Source organism: Streptomyces sp. WZ-12 (assembly GCF_028898845.1).
Taxonomy (GTDB): Bacteria; Actinomycetota; Actinomycetes; order Streptomycetales; family Streptomycetaceae; genus Streptomyces.
Window position 1 is genome coordinate 2,701,485 of record NZ_CP118574.1, and the last position, 17,470, is coordinate 2,718,954.

A 17,470-nucleotide genomic window follows, 5' to 3' on the forward strand; every position below is an offset into this window, starting at 1 on the left:
CGTGCAGGGGTCAGGTGCGGACTTCGAGGAGCGGCACCAACTGCTCCACCGGGGTCATGGAGCCGTGCAGACCGACCATCTGCGACTCGTTGGGCTCCCGTTCACTGGCGACGATCGCCACGTCGGCGTGGGCGGCGGCCACCACGTCGCCGATCCGGGCGCGGACCCGGTCGTCGACCTGCGGGCCGAACCAGCCCGCGGCGATGGCCTCCTCGCGGCCGGCGACCCACATCTGGTCGCCGACCACTTCGCGCCACACGGCGAGCACGTCGGCGGCGGCGCCCGGGTGGGCGTAGACGTGCCGGGCGCGCCCCTCGCCGCCCAACAGGCGTACGCCGGCGCGCAGTTCCCAGTCCTCGTCGAAGTCGATCCGGGAGTCGGGGTCGAAGGGGATGTCGATCATGCCGTGGTCGGCGGTGACGTACAGGGCGCTGCGCGGCGGGAGTTGCTCGGCCAGGCGCTGGGCGAGCCGGTCCACGTAGAGCAGTTGGCCGCGCCAGGCGTCGGAGTCGACGCCGTAACGGTGGCCCTTGCCGTCAACCTCGGAGTAGTAGGTGTAGACCAATGAGCGGTCACCGGCGGCCAGTTGCTCGGCGGCGAGGTCCATCCGCTCCTCGCCGGAGAGGCGGCCGTGGAAGGTGCCGCCGCTGAGCGCGATCCGGGTGAGCGGGGTCTGGGCGAAGTCGGGCGCGGAGACCTGGCAGGTGTGGATGCCGGCGGCGTCGGCGAGTTGGAAGACCGTGGGGTAGGGCTGCCAGGCGTGCGGGTCGGTCCACGGGCGCCAGCGCAGTTGGTTCATCAGCGCGCCGGTGGCCGGGTCCTGGCAGGTGTATCCGGGCAGGCCGTGCGCGCCCGGTGGCAGGCCGGTGCCGACCGAGGCCAGGGACGTGGCGGTGGTGGCGGGGAAGCCGGCGGTGAGCGGGCGGCCGGTGCCGTTGAACGAGCTGTCCAGGAGGGAGGTGAGGAACGGCGCCTCGTCCGGGTGGGCACGCAGCAGTTCCCAACCGAGGCCGTCGATCAGGAAGACGCAGGCGCGGTCGGCGGGGGCCAGCTCCATGGTGCTGCTGACGCCGGACAGGCCCTGGCCGGCGACGATGGCGGGCAGCAGGTCAGCCAGCGAGCCGGTGCCGTACTGGGGCACCGGGGCGGTGAGCGGGTCGAGCGGTTCCGGCTCCGGCCAGGCGGGGGCGGTGTGCACCATCAGCGGGCGCTGGTGGCCGCGGTGGCCTCGGAGAGCGCCTGGGCGAAGGCGAGGGTCTCACGCACCGAGTCCGGGCCGTCGCCGGCCTCGCTGACCCGGAGGGAGAGGTCGTCCGCGGTGGAGGAGCCGGTGTAGCCGTGGTCCGCGTCGCAGTTGGGGTCGCCGCAACTGGCGGGCTCCAGGTCGAGGCGCGCGACGGCGCCCCAGCCGATGGTGAGGACGACCTCGCGGGGGAGCTGGCCGGGGGTGTAGGACTCGGGGTTGGCGACGACGCGGCTGAGCACGACGGACGAGATCCGGCCGAGCTTGACGGACTCGGTGGAGGTGGTGGCGTACGGGGACGGGGAGGTGGCGTCGGCGGCCTGCTCGTCGGTGTGGCTGACGATGAAACGGGTGCCGGTCAGGACCAGGACCGTGACGTGGCGGCGGACCTCGTTGGCGTCGAAGGTCGTCTCCTGGTGGACGAGGTACGACACCACCGGCTCACCACCGACCGCGGCCTGCACCGCCTCGGCCACGAGCGTCGGGTAATAGCCACTGCGCTCGATCGCCGCGCGCAGCCCCTGGGTCGTCGTACCGGTCTTAGCCATGGGGTCCATCTTACGGGGCGCACCGGGGCGCGAGAGCCTCAGTAGACGGGCAGCCGACGGGGCCCGAGGTCGGTGGTGGCGGGCGGTCTGGCGAGGCGGACGGAGGCGCCCAGGACGGCCAGACCGTGCGGGGCGACGACGACCGGTTCGAGGTCCACGGCGACCACCTCCGGATGGTCGTCGACGAGCCGGGAGACGCGCAGCATCAACTCCTCCAGGGCGGCGGTGTCCACCGGCTGGGAGCCGCGCCAGCCGAACAGCAGTGGGGCGCTGCGGATCGACCGGATCTGCTCGTTGACGTCGCGGTCGGTGGCCGGAATCAGACGGTGGGCTATGTCGTCGAGTAGTTGGGAGGGCGCGCCGGCCAGCCCGAAGGAGAGGACCGCGCCGGCGGCTGGGTCGATGGCGGCGCGGACGACGGTGTCGACGCCGCGCGGCACCATCGCCTGAACGACCGGCCGCAGCTCCGCCGGCGAACCCAGGCGGTCGGTCAATTCGGCGTAGGTGCGGCGGAGTTCGGCCTCGCCCGCGATGTCGAGGCGGACGCCGCCGAGGTCGGCGCGGTGTCGTAGGTGGGGGGCGGTGGTCTTGAGGGCGACCGGGTAGCCGAGCCGGGCGGCGGCGCGGACGGCGGTGTCCGGGTCGGGGGCCGGGAGGGTGGGGCGGGGGTGGATGCCGTAGCGGGCCAGCAGCGCCTCGGCGTCGGCAGGGGGCAGCGCGACGGAGCGACCGGGGGCGACGTCCGTGGTGAGGCGGTCGAGCAGCCGCTCGATGTCGGCGCCCGCCGATGCCTCCTGGATGTCGTCGTACGCGGGCACCCGGCCCGGCTCGGCGGCCGTCCGGCGCCAGGCGGCGTACCGGACGGCCTCGGCGAGGGCGCGGACGGCCCGCTCGGCCGCCGGGTAGGCAGGGATGCGGACGGGGCGGGGGCCGGCCTCGGCCTCCGGGACGGGGATCCGGTCGTGGGTATACGGGGGCGCTGTGGAGGCGTGTGGTGCCCCGGGGGCAACGAGGGGTCGCCCCTGGGGCACGGGGGCAGGGGCGGGGGGCTCTCCATGGGCCTGCGGGGCGTATGGCTCGGGCGGGGCCGCGAGCGTCGCGGCCAAGTCGTCCATCGCGAGGTGGACGACGGTGACGGGCTTGGCGATATCGGCGGCGACCGCGGCGCGCAGGGCGGCGGCGAGTGCGGCCCCCTCGCTGCCCCTCGGAGAGGCGCCGCCCTCCTCCCCCACCCACGGGATCGCGGTGACGACGACGGCGTCGCAGCCGTCCCCCGTGAGCGTCTGGGCCAGGGCGGCACGGAAGTCCTCCGGGCTCGCGGCGGACGGTAGGACGTGGGGGCGCTGCGGGCGCAGCCCTTCGGTGAGGCAGGCGTCGTAAGCCAGGAGGGCCAGCGATTCGGAGTTGCCCAGGATGGCGACGCGCGGGCCGGCCGGCAGCGGCTGGGCGGCCAACAACAGCCCGGCGTCGATGAGTTCGGTGACCGTGTCGACGCGGATCACGCCGGCCTGGCGCATCAGGGCGGCAACGGTGCTATCGGGCACGCGGACGGTGGGGACGGCGTGGCCCATGGGGGCGGTGCCGTGGTGCCGGGCCCCCTTGGCGACGACCACCGGCTTGACGGCGGCGGTGCGGCGGGCGAGGCGGGCGAACTTCCGGGGGTTGCCGATGGACTCCAGGTAGAGGATGGCGACGTCGGTGTGCGGGTCGTCGTACCAGTACTGGAGGAGGTCGTTGCCGGAGACGTCGGCGCGGTTGCCGGCCGAGACGAAGGTGGAGATGCCGGCGATCCCGCCGTCGCCGGGGCCGCGCTCGTGCAGGCCGCTGAGGAGCGCGATGCCGATCGCACCGGACTGGGTGAACAGGCCGATCCGGCCGGCGCCGGGCATCTGGGGGGCGAGCGAGGCGTTCAGCCGGACGTCGGGAGCGGTGTTGATCAACCCGAAGGCGTTGGGCCCGATGAGCCGCATCCCGTAGGAGCGGGCCTGGCGCAACAGGGTGCGCTGCCGCTCCCGCCCGTCGGAGCCGGCCTCGGCATAACCGGAGGAGAGGACCAGTACGCCCTGGACGCCGTGCTCACCGCAGTCGCGGATGACGTCGGGGACCGCGGCCGCGGGGACGGCGACGACCGCCAGGTCGACCGGCTCGGGGATGTCGCGCAGCGTACGGGCGGCCTGCACGCCCTCGGGCTCCAGGCGGCGGAGGTCCTCGGGGAAGGCGTGGTTGACGGCGTGCAGCCGGCCGGTGAAGCCGGCGTCGAGGAGGTTGCGCAGCGCGGTGCGGCCGACGCCGCCGGGGGTGCGGCCGGTGCCGATGACGGCTACGGAGCCGGGGGCGAGCAGTCGTTGGACGGAGCGGGCCTCGGCGCGCTGCTCGCGGCCGCGCATCACGGCCATGGACTGCTCGGTTGGTTCGAGGTCGAGCTCCAGGCGGACGACGCCGTCCTCGAAGGTGCGCTTCTGGGTGTAGCCGGCGTCCGTGAACACCTTGATCATCTTGGTGTTGGCGGGCAGCACCTCGGCGGCGAACCGGCGGATGCCACGCTCACGGGCGACGGCGGCGACGTGCTCCAGGAGGGCGGAGGCGACGCCGCGGCCCTGGTGGGCATCCTGGACGAGGAAGGCCACCTCCGCCTGGTCGTCCTCGGGGCTCTTGGCGGGGAGGCCCCGCACGTCGATCCGGTCGTAGCGGACGGTGGCGATGAACTCGCCGCCCACGGTGGCGGCCAGGCCGACCCGGTCGACGTAGTCGTGGTGGGTGAACCGGTGGACGTCACGGTCGGACAGGCGCGGGTACGGCGCGAAGAAGCGGTAGTACTTCGACTCGTCCGACACCTGCTCGTAGAAGGAGACCAGCCGCTCGGCGTCGTCGGGCGTGATGGGTCGGATGCGCGCCGTCCCGCCGTCACGCAGCACCACGTCGGCTTCCCAGTGGGTCGGGTAGGCGTGATCCGGCGGCGTCTGCATGCGGACAGCGTACGGCGGGCCACTGACAACCGGCTCGGCGTGCGTACGCTCGATTTCCCCGGGCTCGTCGCGCCGGACCAACGGCCCGGAAGGAGGGTCGGCAGCCCGACGGGAAGCCGGGGCGACGGGCTGCCGGACCACCCCCGGCAGCGTGCGAGAATGGTCTAGACAACAGTCACGACTTTGAAGGGCAACACCATGGCTGAGCGCCGCGTCAATGTCGGTTGGGCCGAGGGGCTGCACGCCCGCCCCGCGTCGATCTTCGTCCGAGCGGCCACCGCCTCCGGTGTCCCGATGACGATCTCCAAGGCCGACGGCAACCCGGTGAACGCCGCCTCCATGCTGGCGGTCCTGGGCCTGGGCGCCCAGGGTGGCGAGGAGATCGTGCTCGCCTCCGAGGCCGAGGGCGCCGAGGCCGCGCTCGACCGCCTGGCGAAGCTGGTCGCCGAGGGCCTTGAGGAGCTTCCCGAGACCGTCTGAGCCCCGAGCACCTACGGGGCCACGCACCCCGCCCAGGGCTTCTTCGGACGCCAGCCGAGACGGCCCCGCCGCGGCAACCGGTACACACATCCGGCTGCCGCGGCGGGGTCGTTCGCGTGTATGTGGAGGCGGCTGCTCGCCTTGTTACTTGGGGGCGTCGGGCGATGCGCTGAACCGTGTACGGGAAGGCACGTCGGGGATTCTCCATTGGCTAATCGGAAGCCTCGGAAACCTGTACGGCCACCCGCGAATGATTCCGGTCAGCGAGAGCCCCCGTTGACCTTCGCCCTCATTTGCGACCCCCAGTCGACACTTTTAATCCGGAATTCCCATTCTCCGTATCTGGGGCAGGCATTTCGGCGAGCGGCATCGGAAACGCACGTCGAGCACCCCCACCCCGCCTTCGCTCCCTGCGCCCGCATTCCCAGACACCTCCCCCTTTGTATACGGGGCGATTGTTAAGCGCGGACGCGTGCCGTGTTGACGGGGCGTTTCGCCTCCCTCACAGCGGAAGCGTGGCGCCGCAGTCGGTACACCGGGAGCGACCGTTCGATGTGCGCCGCCATGAGGGTGCGCGCCCGCTCCGCGTCCCCCCGGGCGACGGCGTCAAGCACGGCGCCGTGTTCGTCCCACGCATCGGTGACCCGGGTAGGCGGCTCGATGACGTAGGTCCACTCGATCTTGCGTCGCAGTTGGGTGAGGAGCGCCGTGAGGCTGGGGCTACCGGCCGCCTGGGCGAGCGTCTCATGGAACCAACCGTCAAGCTGACGCAGGTCGGCGAGGTGGCCGTGGCGGGCCCGTTCGCGGCCGAGCCGCACCAGGCCGCGCAGCACCTTCAGGTGGGCGGTGGTGCGGCGGGCCGCGGCGCGGGCGGCACCCAGCGGCTCTATGAGGGCGCGCATGTCGAGGAGGTCGGCGGCCTCCTGCTCGGTGAGCTCGGCGACGCAGGCGCCCGCATGGTGCCGGGAGGTGACGAAACCTTCGGACTGGAGGGTGCGCAGCGCTTCCCTCACCGGGACCCGGGAGACGCCGTACCGCGCGGCGAGAATGTCCTCGATCAGCCGGCTCCCCGGCGCGAGCAGACCGGAGACGATATCGTCCCGAATCGCCGTACACACCGCGTGCGCGGAAATGTGGCTTCGCATCGTCCGTGCCTCCGCCGTAATCCCCGAAAGACATCGCCGCTCGGCGACATTCCTCGACTCTATTCGACACCGGAAGATTCTCCCGTGGAATGTCGTGAATCCATCGGCGCTTTTCGGACGATGCGAGCCGGGAACCTGGTGGGCGGGCCGACGGCGGCCCTACGGAAACGACGGAGCCCCGGCCCGCCAAGATGGCGGGCCGGGGCTCCAGGGGGACGGTGCTGCGGCGGAGAGGTCGGGGAAGGTCAGACGCTGACGCCGTGCGCGCGGAGGTAGGCGACCGGGTCGATGTCCGAGCCGTAGTCGGGGCCGGTCCGGGCCTCGAAGTGGAGGTGCGGGCCGGTGGTGTTGCCGGTGTTGCCGGAGAGGGCGATCTGCTGCCCCGGAGTGACGGACTGCCCGACCGTCACCCCGATCGAGGAGAGGTGGCCGTACTGGGTGTACGTACCGTCGTTCATCCGGATCACGATGTTGTTGCCGTACGCGCCACCCCAGCCGGCCTCGACGACGGTGCCGGCACTCACGGCGTGGACCTGCGTCCCGTAGGCGGCGTGGAAGTCGATGCCGGTGTGGCTGCCCGAGGACCACAGGCCGCTGGACGCCTTGTACGCGGTGGAGACGTAGGAACCGGTCACGGGAGCGACGAAGGTGTTGAGGCGCTTGCGCTCGGCCTCGCGGGCGGCGCGCACCTTGGCCGCACGCTCCTCGTCGGCCTTCTTCTTCGCCATCTCGGCCAGCCGCTTGGCCTCGACCTCGGCCTTCGCCCTGACCTCGGCGGCCTCGGCGGCCGCCTGCTGCGTGTCCGCCTGGGCCTCGATCCGGACGGCGAGTTCGTCACCGAGCTCGACGGCGTGCTGGAGGCCGGTGTCGTGGGCGGTCGGCTCGCCCGTGGCGGCCAGCGCGGGGGACGCCACCGAGGCGACGACTCCGGAGGCCGCGAGGGTGGCTATGCCGGCGAGGTTGCGGGTCGTGCGAGCGGTGCGGCTCGCACGGCGGTGCTTCCCGGTGGCACGGGTGAACGCCATGTACTGGCTGGTCCTTTCCTTCCCTCTCGCCTACCGGGTTAGCTGACGGGTTCGGAGCAGGAAGGTCTCCTACGGGCTCCTCCGGAGAGGGACCCGATTCACCCCAGGGGACATGTGGGTCCCCGGCTCCCCTGGCTCGCGCCGTACGGGGACTCGGCGATGACTGCTCGGTGCCACTGTTGTGGCGGAGTTGTGACGAACAGCCGGACCGACGCTAAACGGGGCAACTTTCAATCGGCAAACAGAACCGGAGTTTTGTGCGGCACGCCACACTCGAATCGGGCAACCGGGGCAACCGGGCAGGCGGCGCCACCCGTCCACGAGCCCCGGGCCCGTAGGGGCGGCGGAGCCACGCACACCAGTTGGGCGGGCGAGAACACGGTGCGCACACACAACGGCTCCCGTGGCAAGTCGCTGCCACGGGAGCCGCTTTGTCGATACGTGACGAGACGTCGGGTGACGTGCCGTCACGCGGCTGGGGTCAGCCGCTGACGACGGTCACCTCGCCGATGCCCAACGCCTTGACGGGCTCGGCGATCTGCGCCGCGTCGCCCACCAGGACCGTCACCAGCCGGTCCGCCGGGAAGGCGTTGACGACCGCCGCGGTCGCCTCGACCGTGCCGGTCTCCGCGAGTCGGACGTACAACTGCGCCTGGTAGTCGTCCGGGAGCTGCTGCTCCACCTGGTCGGCCAGGGTCCCGGCGACCGCGGCGGCGGTCTCGTACTTGAGCGGGGCCACGCCGACGAGGTTCTGCACGGCGACGTCGCGCTCGGCGTCGGTCAGCCCCTCGGCCGCGAGGGTGCGCAGCACCGTCCAGAGGTCCTGGAGGGCCGGCCCGGTGGAGGCGGTGTCCACCGACCCGCTGATGGCGAGCAGGGCGGCGCCGGTGGCGCCCTCCGGGGAGGACGGGGCGGAGGAGCGCAATACCTGGCCGAAGGCGCGCACCCCGTAGGTGTAGCCCTTCTCCTCGCGCAGCACCCGGTCCAGACGGGACGTGAGGGTGCCACCCAGGCAGTACGTGCCGAGCACCTGGGCGGGCCACACCTGGTCGTGCCGGTCGGCGCCGACCCGTCCGATGAGGAGCTGGGTCTGGACGGCACCGGGGCGGTCGACGATCACCACGCGGCCGGTGTCGTCGGCGACGACCGGCAAGGGCTTCGACGGCTGCGCGGTGGAGCCCGTCCAAGCGCCCAGGGTGTCGGCCAGCGCCGCGTCCAGGTCGACGTCGGTGAAGTCGCCGACGATGACGGCGGTGCCGGTGGCGGGCCGGATGTGCGCGTCGTAGAAGGCACGCACGGCGGCCGCGTCGATCCGGGCGATGGTCTCCTCGGTGCCCTGACGGGGCCGGGACATCCGGGAGGTGGCCGGGAACAGCTCCTTGGACAGCGCCATGGCCGCGCGCCGGGCCGGGTTGGCCAACTCGTGCGGGATCTCGTCGAGGCGGTTGCGGACCAGCCGCTCGACCTCGTCGTCGGGGAAGGCGGGGGCGCGCAGTGCGTCGGCGAGCAGGCCGAGGGCGCGCGGCAGACGGGAGGCCGGGACCTCCAGAGAGACCCGCACACCGGGGTGGTCGGCATGCGCGTCCAACGTGGCGCCGCAGCGCTCCAGTTCGGCGGCGAACTCCTCGGCGGTGTGCTTGTCGGTGCCCTCGGAGAAGGCCCGGGCCATGATCGTGGCGACGCCGTCGAGGCCCTCGGGCTCGGCGGCCAGCGGGGCGACGAGGTTGACCTCCACGGCGACGACCTGCTGCCCGGGGCGGTGGCTGGTCAGCAGGGTCAGCCCGTTGGCCAACTGGCTGCGCTCGGGCGCCGGGAAGGCCCACGGCTTGGGCGCGCCGCCCTTGGGCTGCGGGTGGAACTGCATAGCGCTCATGGGGGCGTCTGCGGGGGTGGTGGCGTCGGTCACTTGGCCGCCTCCTCTTCCTCGGTGCCGGCGGCGTCGGGCTGCGCCGTGGGCTCGTAGACGAGCGCGGCGCGGTTGTCGGGGCGCAGCCGGGCCTTGGCGGCCGCCTGCACCTCCAACGGGCTGATGTCCAGGACCCGCTGGACGGCGGACAGCGCGAGCTGCGGGTCGCCGAACAGGACGGCGTAGCGGCACAGTTCGTCGGCGCGGCCGCTGACCGTGGCGAGCCGGTCCAGCCATTCGCGCTCCAGTTGGGCCTGGGCCCGCTCCATCTCCTCCGGGGTCGGCCCCTCTTCGGCGAAGCGGGCCAACTCCTCGTCGACGGCGGCCTCGATGGCGGGGACCTCCGCGCCACCGGATGCCTTCACGTCCAGCCAGCCCAGTGAGGGCGCACCGGCCAGCCGCAGCAGGCCGAAGCCGGCGGCGACGGCGCTGCGGTCGCGGCGCACCAGGCGGTTGTACAGGCGGGAGGACTCGCCACCGCCCAGGATGGTGAGCGCCACGTCGGCGGCGTCGGCCTCGCGGGTGCCGTCGTGCGGGAGGCGGTAGGCGGCCATCAGGGCACGCGCGGGGACGTCCTCCTCGACGACCGTGCGGAGTTGGCCGCCGATGGTCTCGGGCAGGCTGCCGTCGCGCGGCGGCTGCTTGCCGTCGTGCGAGGGGATCGAGCCGAAGTACTTCTCCACCCAGGCCAGCGTCTGCTCGGGGTCGATGTCGCCCACGATGGACAGGACCGCGTTGTTGGGCGCGTAGTAGGTGCGGAAGAAGGCCCGCGCGTCCTCCAGGGAGGCGGCGTCGAGATCGGCCATCGACCCGATGGGGGTGTGGTGGTAGGGGTGGCCCTCCGGGTAGGCCATGGCCGTCAACTTCTCGAAGGCCGTGCCGTAAGGGACGTTGTCGTAGCGCTGGCGGCGCTCGTTCTTGACGACGTCGCGCTGGTTCTCCAGGGATTCCTCGTCGAGCGCGGTCAGCAGCGAGCCCATCCGGTCCGCCTCCAGCCAGAGCGCGAGCTCCAGCTCGTGGGCGGGCATGGTCTCGAAGTAGTTGGTGCGCTCGAAACTGGTGGTCCCGTTGAGCGAGCCACCGGCACCCTGGACGAGTTCGAAGTGGCCGTTGCCCTTCACCTGCGCGGACCCCTGGAACATCAGGTGCTCGAAGAGGTGCGCCAGGCCCGTACGGCCCTTCACCTCGTGGCGCGAGCCGACGTCGTACCACAGGCAGACGGCCGCCACCGGCGTCAGATGGTCTTCGGAGAGCACCACGCGCAGGCCATTGGCCAGCCGGTGCTCGGTCGCTGTCAGGCCGCCGGAGCCGGCTTGTTCTGTGGCCGTGTGACCCATGGGCATGTACGTCCCTTCGATCCGCTTGCGAGGAAGTTCTGTCACTGTATGCAACCGCGTCGGCATCTGGCGAAGTTCCCGTCAGGAAGGCCACGAACGTGCGCCGGAGCCGGCGGTGGGGCGGTAAGGGGGGAGTCGTGGTGAGCGTTGTCAGTGGGGCGGTCCACAATGGTCGGCGTCAGACTCATCGGACTCGTCGGTCGGTCCGCCGGCCGACCGGTCAACGTTGATCACAGCGTTGGTCGTAGGCGTTGACCCAACAGCGTTGTTCCCACATCGGCAGTAGACGCAGCAGAAGGAGCCGCAGCCGCGATGGCCCGCCGCAGCACGAAGACCCCGCCGCCGGACGACTTCGAGGAGAGGATCCTCGACATCGACGTCGTCGATGAGATGCAGGGTTCCTTCCTTGAGTACGCGTACTCGGTCATCTACTCGCGCGCCCTGCCGGACGCCCGCGACGGCCTCAAGCCCGTACACCGCCGCATTCTCTACCAGATGAACGAGATGAGCCTCCGGCCCGACCGTGGCTATGTGAAGTGCGCGCGGGTCGTCGGCGAGGTGATGGGTAAGCTCCACCCGCACGGTGACGCCTCCATCTACGACGCCCTGGTGCGCATGGCGCAGCCGTTCTCGATGCGGGTGCCCCTAGTGGACGGGCACGGCAACTTCGGCTCCCTGGGCAACGACGACCCGCCCGCCGCGATGCGGTACACCGAGTGCCGGATGGCGTCCGCGACCTCCCTGATGACGGAGTCCATCGACGAGGACACCGTCGACTTCTCGCCCAACTACGACGGCCAGGAGCAGGAACCGGTCACCCTCCCCGCCGCGTATCCGAACCTCCTCGTCAACGGGGCGTCCGGCATCGCCGTCGGCATGGCGACGAACATGCCGCCGCACAACCTCGGCGAAGTGATCGCCGCGGCCCGGCACCTGATCAAGCATCCGAACGCGGATCTGGACACCCTGATGCGCTTCGTGCCGGGACCGGACCTGCCGACGGGCGGCCGGATCGTGGGGCTGGGCGGCGTGCGGGACGCCTACGAGAAGGGCCGCGGCACGTTCAAGATCCGCGCGACGGTCACGGTGGAGAACGTCACCGCCCGCCGCAAGGGTCTGGTCGTCACCGAACTCCCCTTCACCGTCGGCCCGGAGAAGGTCATCTCCAAGATCAAGGACTTGGTGGGGGCGAAGAGGCTCCAGGGCATCGCGGACGTGAAGGACCTCACCGACCGCGAGCACGGCCTGCGGCTGGTGATCGAGATCAAGAACGGCTTCAATCCGGAGGCCGTCCTGGAACAGCTCTACAAGCTGACGCCGATGGAGGAGTCCTTCGGCATCAACAACGTCGCCCTGGTCGACGGCCAGCCGTTGACGCTGGGCCTCAAGGAGCTGTTGGAGGTCTACGTCGACCACCGCTTCGACGTGGTACGCCGGCGCAGCGAGTTCCGGCGCACGAAGCGGCGCGACCGACTCCACCTGGTCGAGGGCCTGTTGACCGCCCTGGTGGACATCGACGAGGTCATCCGCCTGATCCGCTCCAGCGAGAACAGCGCCCAGGCCAAGGAGCGCCTGATGGAGCGCTTCGCGCTGAGCGAGGTACAGACGCAGTACATCCTCGACACCCCGCTGCGCCGACTGACCAAGTTCGACCGGATCGAGCTGGAGGCCGAACGCGACCGGCTGGAGGCCGAGATCGCGGAACTGACCCGGATCCTGGAGTCCGACGCCGAACTGCGCAAGCTGGTCTCGGGCGAGCTGGCGTCGGTCGCCAAGAAGTACGGCACGCCGCGTCGCACGGTCCTCCAGGAGTCGGCAGGGGCCACCGTCGCCGCGGTGCCGCTGGAGGTCTCCGACGACCCGTGCCGAGTCCTGCTGTCCTCCACGGGGCTGTTGGCGCGCACCACCACGGCGGAGACGTCGTTCGACGCGGACGCCAGGCGCGTCAAGCACGATGCGATCGTCTCGGCGGTGCCGGCGACGGCGCGCGGCGAGGTGGGGGCGGTGACCTCCCAAGGCCGGCTGCTGAGACTGTCGGTGATCGATCTGCCGCAGCTCCCGGACACCGTGGCGCCCAGCCTCGCCGGTGGTGCGGCGGTCGCGGAGTTCCTCAGCCTCCAGGACGACGAGCAGTTGGTGTGCCTGACGACGCTGGACGAGTCCTCACCGGGTCTCGCGCTCGGCACGGAACAGGGCGTCGTGAAGCGCGTGGTGCCCGACTACCCGTCCAACAAGGACGAGTTGGAGGTCATCACCCTCAAGGAGGGCGACCGCATCGTGGGCGCGGCCGAACTGCGCACGGGTGAGGAGGACCTGGTCTTCATCACGGACGAGGCGCAGTTGCTGCGCTACCCGGCGTCGCAGGTGCGGCCGCAGGGCCGGCCGGCGGGCGGTATGGCGGGCGTCAAGCTGGGAGAGGGCGCCAAGGTACTCGCCTTCGCGGCCGTCGATCCGGCCGCGGACGCCATGGTGTTCACGGTCGCCGGGTCGCACGGCACGCTGGACGACTCGGTGGCGACGGCCAAGCTCACCCCGTTCGACCAGTACCCGCGCAAGGGCCGGGCCACCGGCGGTGTGCGCTGCCAGCGGTTCTTGAAGGGCGAGGACTGTCTGACGCTGGCATGGGCCGGCCCGGCGCCCGTACGGGCCGCTGACGCCAAGGGCGCACCGGTTCCGCTGCCGGAGCCGGACCCCCGCCGGGACGGCTCCGGCGTGGCCCTGGCCAAGCCGGTGACGGCCCTGGCTGGCCCCGTGTAACCACGACCGGTCCCATACACGACCGACCCACACACACGACGGACGCCGCCGGGATGGTGAACAACCGCCCCGGCGGCGTCCGTTGTGCGTGCCGGGAACTGTCTCACTGGGGTCACCGGGCCTGTTGGCGACAATCCACGACATCAACCCGCCGGCATTGGCGGCCTGTGGCATCGCCTCAACTCATGGCGCACTACGAGGCCGCGCCTCGTACTCGCAGCAGACGCCGCACGTCCCGCCGCGCGGGCAGTGACCGGCACACCGCCCAACTCCCCCGTCATTCCTCCCGCGAGGCCACGTAACGCAACACGCCCCACATGCTGTGTTCGTCGGCCACCGTCGGCGCCTCCTGCCGGCAGTTCGCCAGCTCCTTGCGCAGCGCAGGCCCGTCGATGCCACTACCGATCATCACGAGTTGCGTGCGCCGTTCCTCGCCCTTCGGCCACGGCTCGGGGTAGAAGCGCAGGAAGTTGCCGACTGCGTGCAGCGTGAACCTCTGGCGGTTCTCCGGCACGTCGAAGTGGACGAATCCCTTGATGCGGTAGAGGCCGGAGGGACGGCTGTCCAGGAACTCCATCAGCCGGCGCGGGTGCATCGGCTCGACGGAAGTGAACTCCACGCTCTCGTACGCGGCGTGGAGATGCCCCGAGTGATGGTGGTCGCAACCACGGCAGTCCTGGTGGTCATGCTCGTGGTCATCACCGATGCCCTGCCCCGGAGGCCCCTGTGCGGAAGCCTCACGCAGCAGGTCTTCGAAGGACAACTGGCGGACCGCCGCGTCGCGGTCCTTCCCCGTCCCACGGTCGAAGAACAACTCCGGGGCGATCTGCCCATAGGCCGTGCAGATCACCGGCCGACCCGGGGCGAGCTCAGCAAGCGTGTCGACGAGTTCCTGACGCGCCTCGTCCGGGAGCCGGTCGGCCTTGTTGAGCACCACGAGATCGGCAATTCCGACGTGGCGATTCAGCTCGGGGTGCCGGGCACGAGTGTCCTCGAACTCCGCCGCGTCGACGACCTCGATCAGCCCGCCGTAGACGATCCGCTCGTTGTCGCTCGCGAGGATCATGCGGATGAGTTCCTGCGGCTCAGCTAGCCCACTGGCCTCGATGACGATCACGTCGATACGGGCGGCGGGGCGGGCCAGCCGCTCAAGATAGTCGTCCAACTCACTGGTGTCGACGGCGCAGCACAGGCATCCGTTGCCCAGCGACACCATGGAGTCCACCTGCCCGGCGACCGTCATGGCGTCGATCTCGATGCTGCCGAAGTCATTGACGATCGCACCGATGCGGGTGCCGTCGCCGGCACGCAGCAGGTGGTTCAGGAGGGTGGTCTTGCCCGATCCCAGGAAGCCCGCGAGCACGACGACCGGGATCTGTTGGGTGGCCAAGGGACGCCTCCATGGTGCGGGTGGCGGGCCGCACGGACCGGCGGCGGACGAGCTGCCGATCGTAACCGACTGCCCGCGGTCAGAGTCCGGCCCACCACCGCTGCCCGCGGCCTCCACCTACGGCATCGAGCCACACTCCTGATCGGCAACCGTGAACAGGGCACACCACCGACGACCCAACACCCAGCAGATCCCCACAACCTCGACCCAACTGCGGCTCGCAGGCAACCACACCGACCGCCCGAGGACCAGCCATGTCAGCGCCAGCCGCCTCGGGGCAGGCGACACCTAGATGAATGAGTCCGATGTCTTCAGTGGTCATAGGCGATCAGTGATCGCTTGGCTGGGGCGTTGGTGTTCCAGTTGTGCCAGATCGCCGTGGCCAGGGCGAGGAGTCGTTGGCCGGTGCGGGCGAAGACACCAGCGGGTGTCCGGCCTCCGTGTTGTTCGAGGCTGAGCTGGCCTTTGAGGGTGTCGAATACCGCCTCGATCCACTGGCGGACGTGGGCCAGGCGTCCATGCCGGACAGGCTCGTTCTTCAGGTCCGGCCGCACCAGATGGACGCCCAGGCGCTCTTCGAGGAACGCCTCGAACTCCCGCCCGGCGAAGCCCTTGTCCGCAAGAATCACTTGACCGGAGCGCATGAGGTGGTGGTCGCGTTCCAGCAGCGCGGTCATCACCTGGCGTTCGCCGAGTTTGGGGTTGGCCAGGCACCAGGACACCGGCATGCCCTCGGCTGTGGTCAGCAGGTAGAGCCGCAATCCCCAGAAGAAGCGAGAATGGCTCGCGCAGTAGCCGTATCCGGCGTGCCCTGCCAGGTCGGAGCGTTTGACTGTCTCGCGGGAGGCGGCGCACGGCAGTGGTGTGGAGTCGATCAGCCGCAGGTTGTCGTGCCAGGTGGGCACCTGCCTGGCCAGTGCCTGGATCACGGCCGAGATCAGTGGGCCGGCGGCGTTCAGGCGCTTGTTGTAGGCGGATTGCTGGGGCAGGTAGCGAAAGAGGTGTCCCAGTCGGGCGTGTACGAAGCGGATCCATTGCCGGGCCGAGGGAAAGCCCAGTAGGACCTGGGCGACGGCCAGGCACAGCAGTTCGGCGTCTGTCAGTTTCGGGGGTCGCCCGATCCGGCGACGAGGGGCCACATGGTCATCGATGAACACGTACAGTGCAGCCAGAAGGGCGTCCAGGTTTGTCGTCACACACGAGCCAACGGGCGCCCTTCGCCATGGTCGCGGCCAGCACAAACATCGGACTCATTCATCTAGGTGCCCGCATCTCGGCCTGGTCCCACCGTCCCTGCGCGCCGGCGCCCCGGCTTCCTACCGCCCGATGGCACCCGACTGCCGCCCCGCGGCAACCTGCCCTCACGCCCGGCTCCGCTGTACCGCAAGCAGGACACACCAGCGCCTCGTGCCGTTGCGTTGCCCTCCACTCTCCCGGCATTCCGGGCATCACCCTCCGGGTTAGGCTCGCCTTTGTGAGCACATGCGCTATCGCTTCCCTTGAAGCGGCCGAACCCCTCGCCGGAACGGCCGCAACCGCCCGGACTTGGCTGCTGATCGAGCAAACCGGACCATGGGGAGCCAAGGCGCTGACGGACAGCCACCTCGATCCGCACCTCGGCCGGGCCCTGGAAGCCGCAGCAGAAGGGACCGGCGTACGCGTCGCCCTCATCCGCCGCCCGGGCCGCCATGCCGACCTCCACGGCACCACCCGCCGCCGCATGTTCCTCGCACACACCTCGCCGGGCCGTTCCTGGATCCGCACCACCACCGTCACCGACCCGGGAGCCACGCTCGGACTCGACTTCGCCTCCCTGGGAGACGGAGACCATCACGGCCTCTGGGAGCCGTACACCGGCGAACCTATGGTGCTTGTGTGCACCAACGGCAAACGGGACCGCTGCTGTGCACTCCTCGGCCGCCCACTGGCCGCCCAACTTTCCACCGACGGCTGCGCGACCTGGGAGGTCACGCACATCGGCGGCCACCGCTTCTCCCCCACTCTCTTCGTTCTCCCCTACGGCTACGCCTACGGACGCGCCTCGGCCCAGTTGGTCAAGGACGTCGTGGAATCGGCCCGCAGTGGCCGTATCGCGCTCGACCAGTGCCGGGGCCGATCGACGTGGGACCGGCCGGCCCAGGCTGCCGATCTCGCCGTCCGAGAGCTGATCCGTGAGTGGCGCGCGGACGCACTCGACGTCGTAGGGACCGATCCGGTGTGGCCCGAACTTGCCGGTGCCCCCAGGCGAGCGCCGGGAGACGGGCCGCTGACGGATGCCGTTCGCAGTTGGACCGTTGACGTTGCGCACACCGACGGGCGAGCGTGGCGGGTGGTAATCGATCAGCGGACCGACGGTGCTCCGACGCCCGCTAGCTGTGGTGCGCCGCTCGGCCCACCGACGCGTATGGCGGTCACGTCCATCACCGCGCTCAGGGACTGAGGTACCGCTGAGCGGTGCCTCCTGCCCACACTTCCGCGGTTCTGAAGTCGGCGGATCGGGGTCCATAGCTTTCCCATCACGTGCGGAGTGCCGCATTCCACCGCTCTGTCCCCGGTCTGCCCCCACTGCGCACGCCAGCGCGACCCCCAACGCCAGTCCCAGCGTCGCAACCAGCCCTAGACCGAACGACGGCCCCACAGCTCGCAGCGCGGCACCACGGCTCCTCTCGCCCC

At 71.0% G+C, this 17,470-nt stretch carries 12 protein-coding genes and 1 riboswitch; of the genes, 3 read left to right on the top strand and 9 right to left on the bottom strand.

Annotation, left to right across the window (positions count from 1 at the left end):
- Window positions 1-10 precede the first annotated feature (10 nt).
- The 3 genes from PV796_RS11270 to PV796_RS11280 are packed head-to-tail and all read right to left on the bottom strand — an operon-like array spanning window position 11 to window position 4,757.
- Window positions 11-1,201, bottom strand: a complete 1,191-nt coding sequence (locus tag PV796_RS11270; RefSeq protein ID WP_274912819.1) for an alkaline phosphatase family protein — start codon at window positions 1,199-1,201, stop codon at window positions 11-13.
- Complete coding sequence (locus tag PV796_RS11275; RefSeq protein ID WP_039640685.1) at window positions 1,201-1,791, bottom strand: DUF5998 family protein; 591 nt, start codon at window positions 1,789-1,791, stop codon at window positions 1,201-1,203. The genes PV796_RS11270 and PV796_RS11275 overlap by 1 nt, the downstream gene beginning before the upstream one ends.
- A 38-nt stretch (window positions 1,792-1,829) precedes the next feature.
- The gene (locus PV796_RS11280; RefSeq protein WP_274912820.1) at window positions 1,830-4,757 is read right to left on the bottom strand and encodes a bifunctional acetate--CoA ligase family protein/GNAT family N-acetyltransferase; all 2,928 of its coding nucleotides are present in this window, start codon (window positions 4,755-4,757) and stop codon (window positions 1,830-1,832) included.
- 198 nt (window positions 4,758-4,955) lie between these two features.
- On the opposite strand from PV796_RS11280, the gene PV796_RS11285 reads away from it, so the two are divergent.
- Entirely contained in the window at window positions 4,956-5,237 is a 282-nt protein-coding gene (locus tag PV796_RS11285; protein ID WP_274912821.1) for an HPr family phosphocarrier protein, read from the top strand.
- A 458-nt stretch (window positions 5,238-5,695) separates the two neighbouring features.
- Here PV796_RS11285 and PV796_RS11290 read toward each other — a convergent pair whose 3' ends face one another.
- The 4 genes from PV796_RS11290 to PV796_RS11305 all read right to left on the bottom strand — a co-directional run bounded on the left by PV796_RS11290 (window position 5,696) and on the right by PV796_RS11305 (window position 10,650).
- Window positions 5,696-6,382, bottom strand: a complete 687-nt coding sequence (locus PV796_RS11290) for a GntR family transcriptional regulator (RefSeq protein ID WP_274912822.1) — start codon at window positions 6,380-6,382, stop codon at window positions 5,696-5,698.
- A gap of 245 nt (window positions 6,383-6,627) precedes the next feature.
- A complete protein-coding gene (locus PV796_RS11295) occupies window positions 6,628-7,407 on the bottom strand; it encodes a M23 family metallopeptidase (protein ID WP_274912823.1) in 780 nt (259 codons plus the stop codon).
- A gap of 12 nt (window positions 7,408-7,419) precedes the next feature.
- Window positions 7,420-7,576, bottom strand: a riboswitch (cyclic di-AMP (ydaO/yuaA leader).
- Between the two features lie 312 nt (window positions 7,577-7,888).
- Window positions 7,889-9,280, bottom strand: a complete 1,392-nt coding sequence (locus PV796_RS11300) for a M16 family metallopeptidase (protein WP_274918972.1) — start codon at window positions 9,278-9,280, stop codon at window positions 7,889-7,891.
- A 29-nt stretch (window positions 9,281-9,309) separates the two neighbouring features.
- Window positions 9,310-10,650 (bottom strand): M16 family metallopeptidase, encoded by a 1,341-nt coding sequence (locus PV796_RS11305; protein ID WP_274918973.1) that lies wholly within the window; start codon window positions 10,648-10,650, stop codon window positions 9,310-9,312.
- A 312-nt stretch (window positions 10,651-10,962) separates the two neighbouring features.
- On the opposite strand from PV796_RS11305, the gene PV796_RS11310 reads away from it, so the two are divergent.
- Window positions 10,963-13,407, top strand: coding sequence for a DNA gyrase/topoisomerase IV subunit A (locus PV796_RS11310; RefSeq protein WP_274912824.1), 2,445 nt, complete (start codon window positions 10,963-10,965; stop codon window positions 13,405-13,407).
- 277 nt (window positions 13,408-13,684) lie between these two features.
- Here PV796_RS11310 and PV796_RS11315 read toward each other — a convergent pair whose 3' ends face one another.
- Entirely contained in the window at window positions 13,685-14,797 is a 1,113-nt protein-coding gene (locus tag PV796_RS11315; protein WP_274912825.1) for a CobW family GTP-binding protein, read from the bottom strand.
- Between the two features lie 311 nt (window positions 14,798-15,108).
- Window positions 15,109-15,993, bottom strand: a complete 885-nt coding sequence (locus PV796_RS11320) for an IS982 family transposase (protein ID WP_274910934.1) — start codon at window positions 15,991-15,993, stop codon at window positions 15,109-15,111.
- A gap of 278 nt (window positions 15,994-16,271) precedes the next feature.
- Between PV796_RS11320 and PV796_RS11325 the strand changes: the two genes are divergently transcribed.
- Window positions 16,272-17,237 (top strand): sucrase ferredoxin, encoded by a 966-nt coding sequence (locus PV796_RS11325; protein ID WP_274912826.1) that lies wholly within the window; start codon window positions 16,272-16,274, stop codon window positions 17,235-17,237.
- Window positions 17,238-17,470 lie beyond the last annotated feature (233 nt).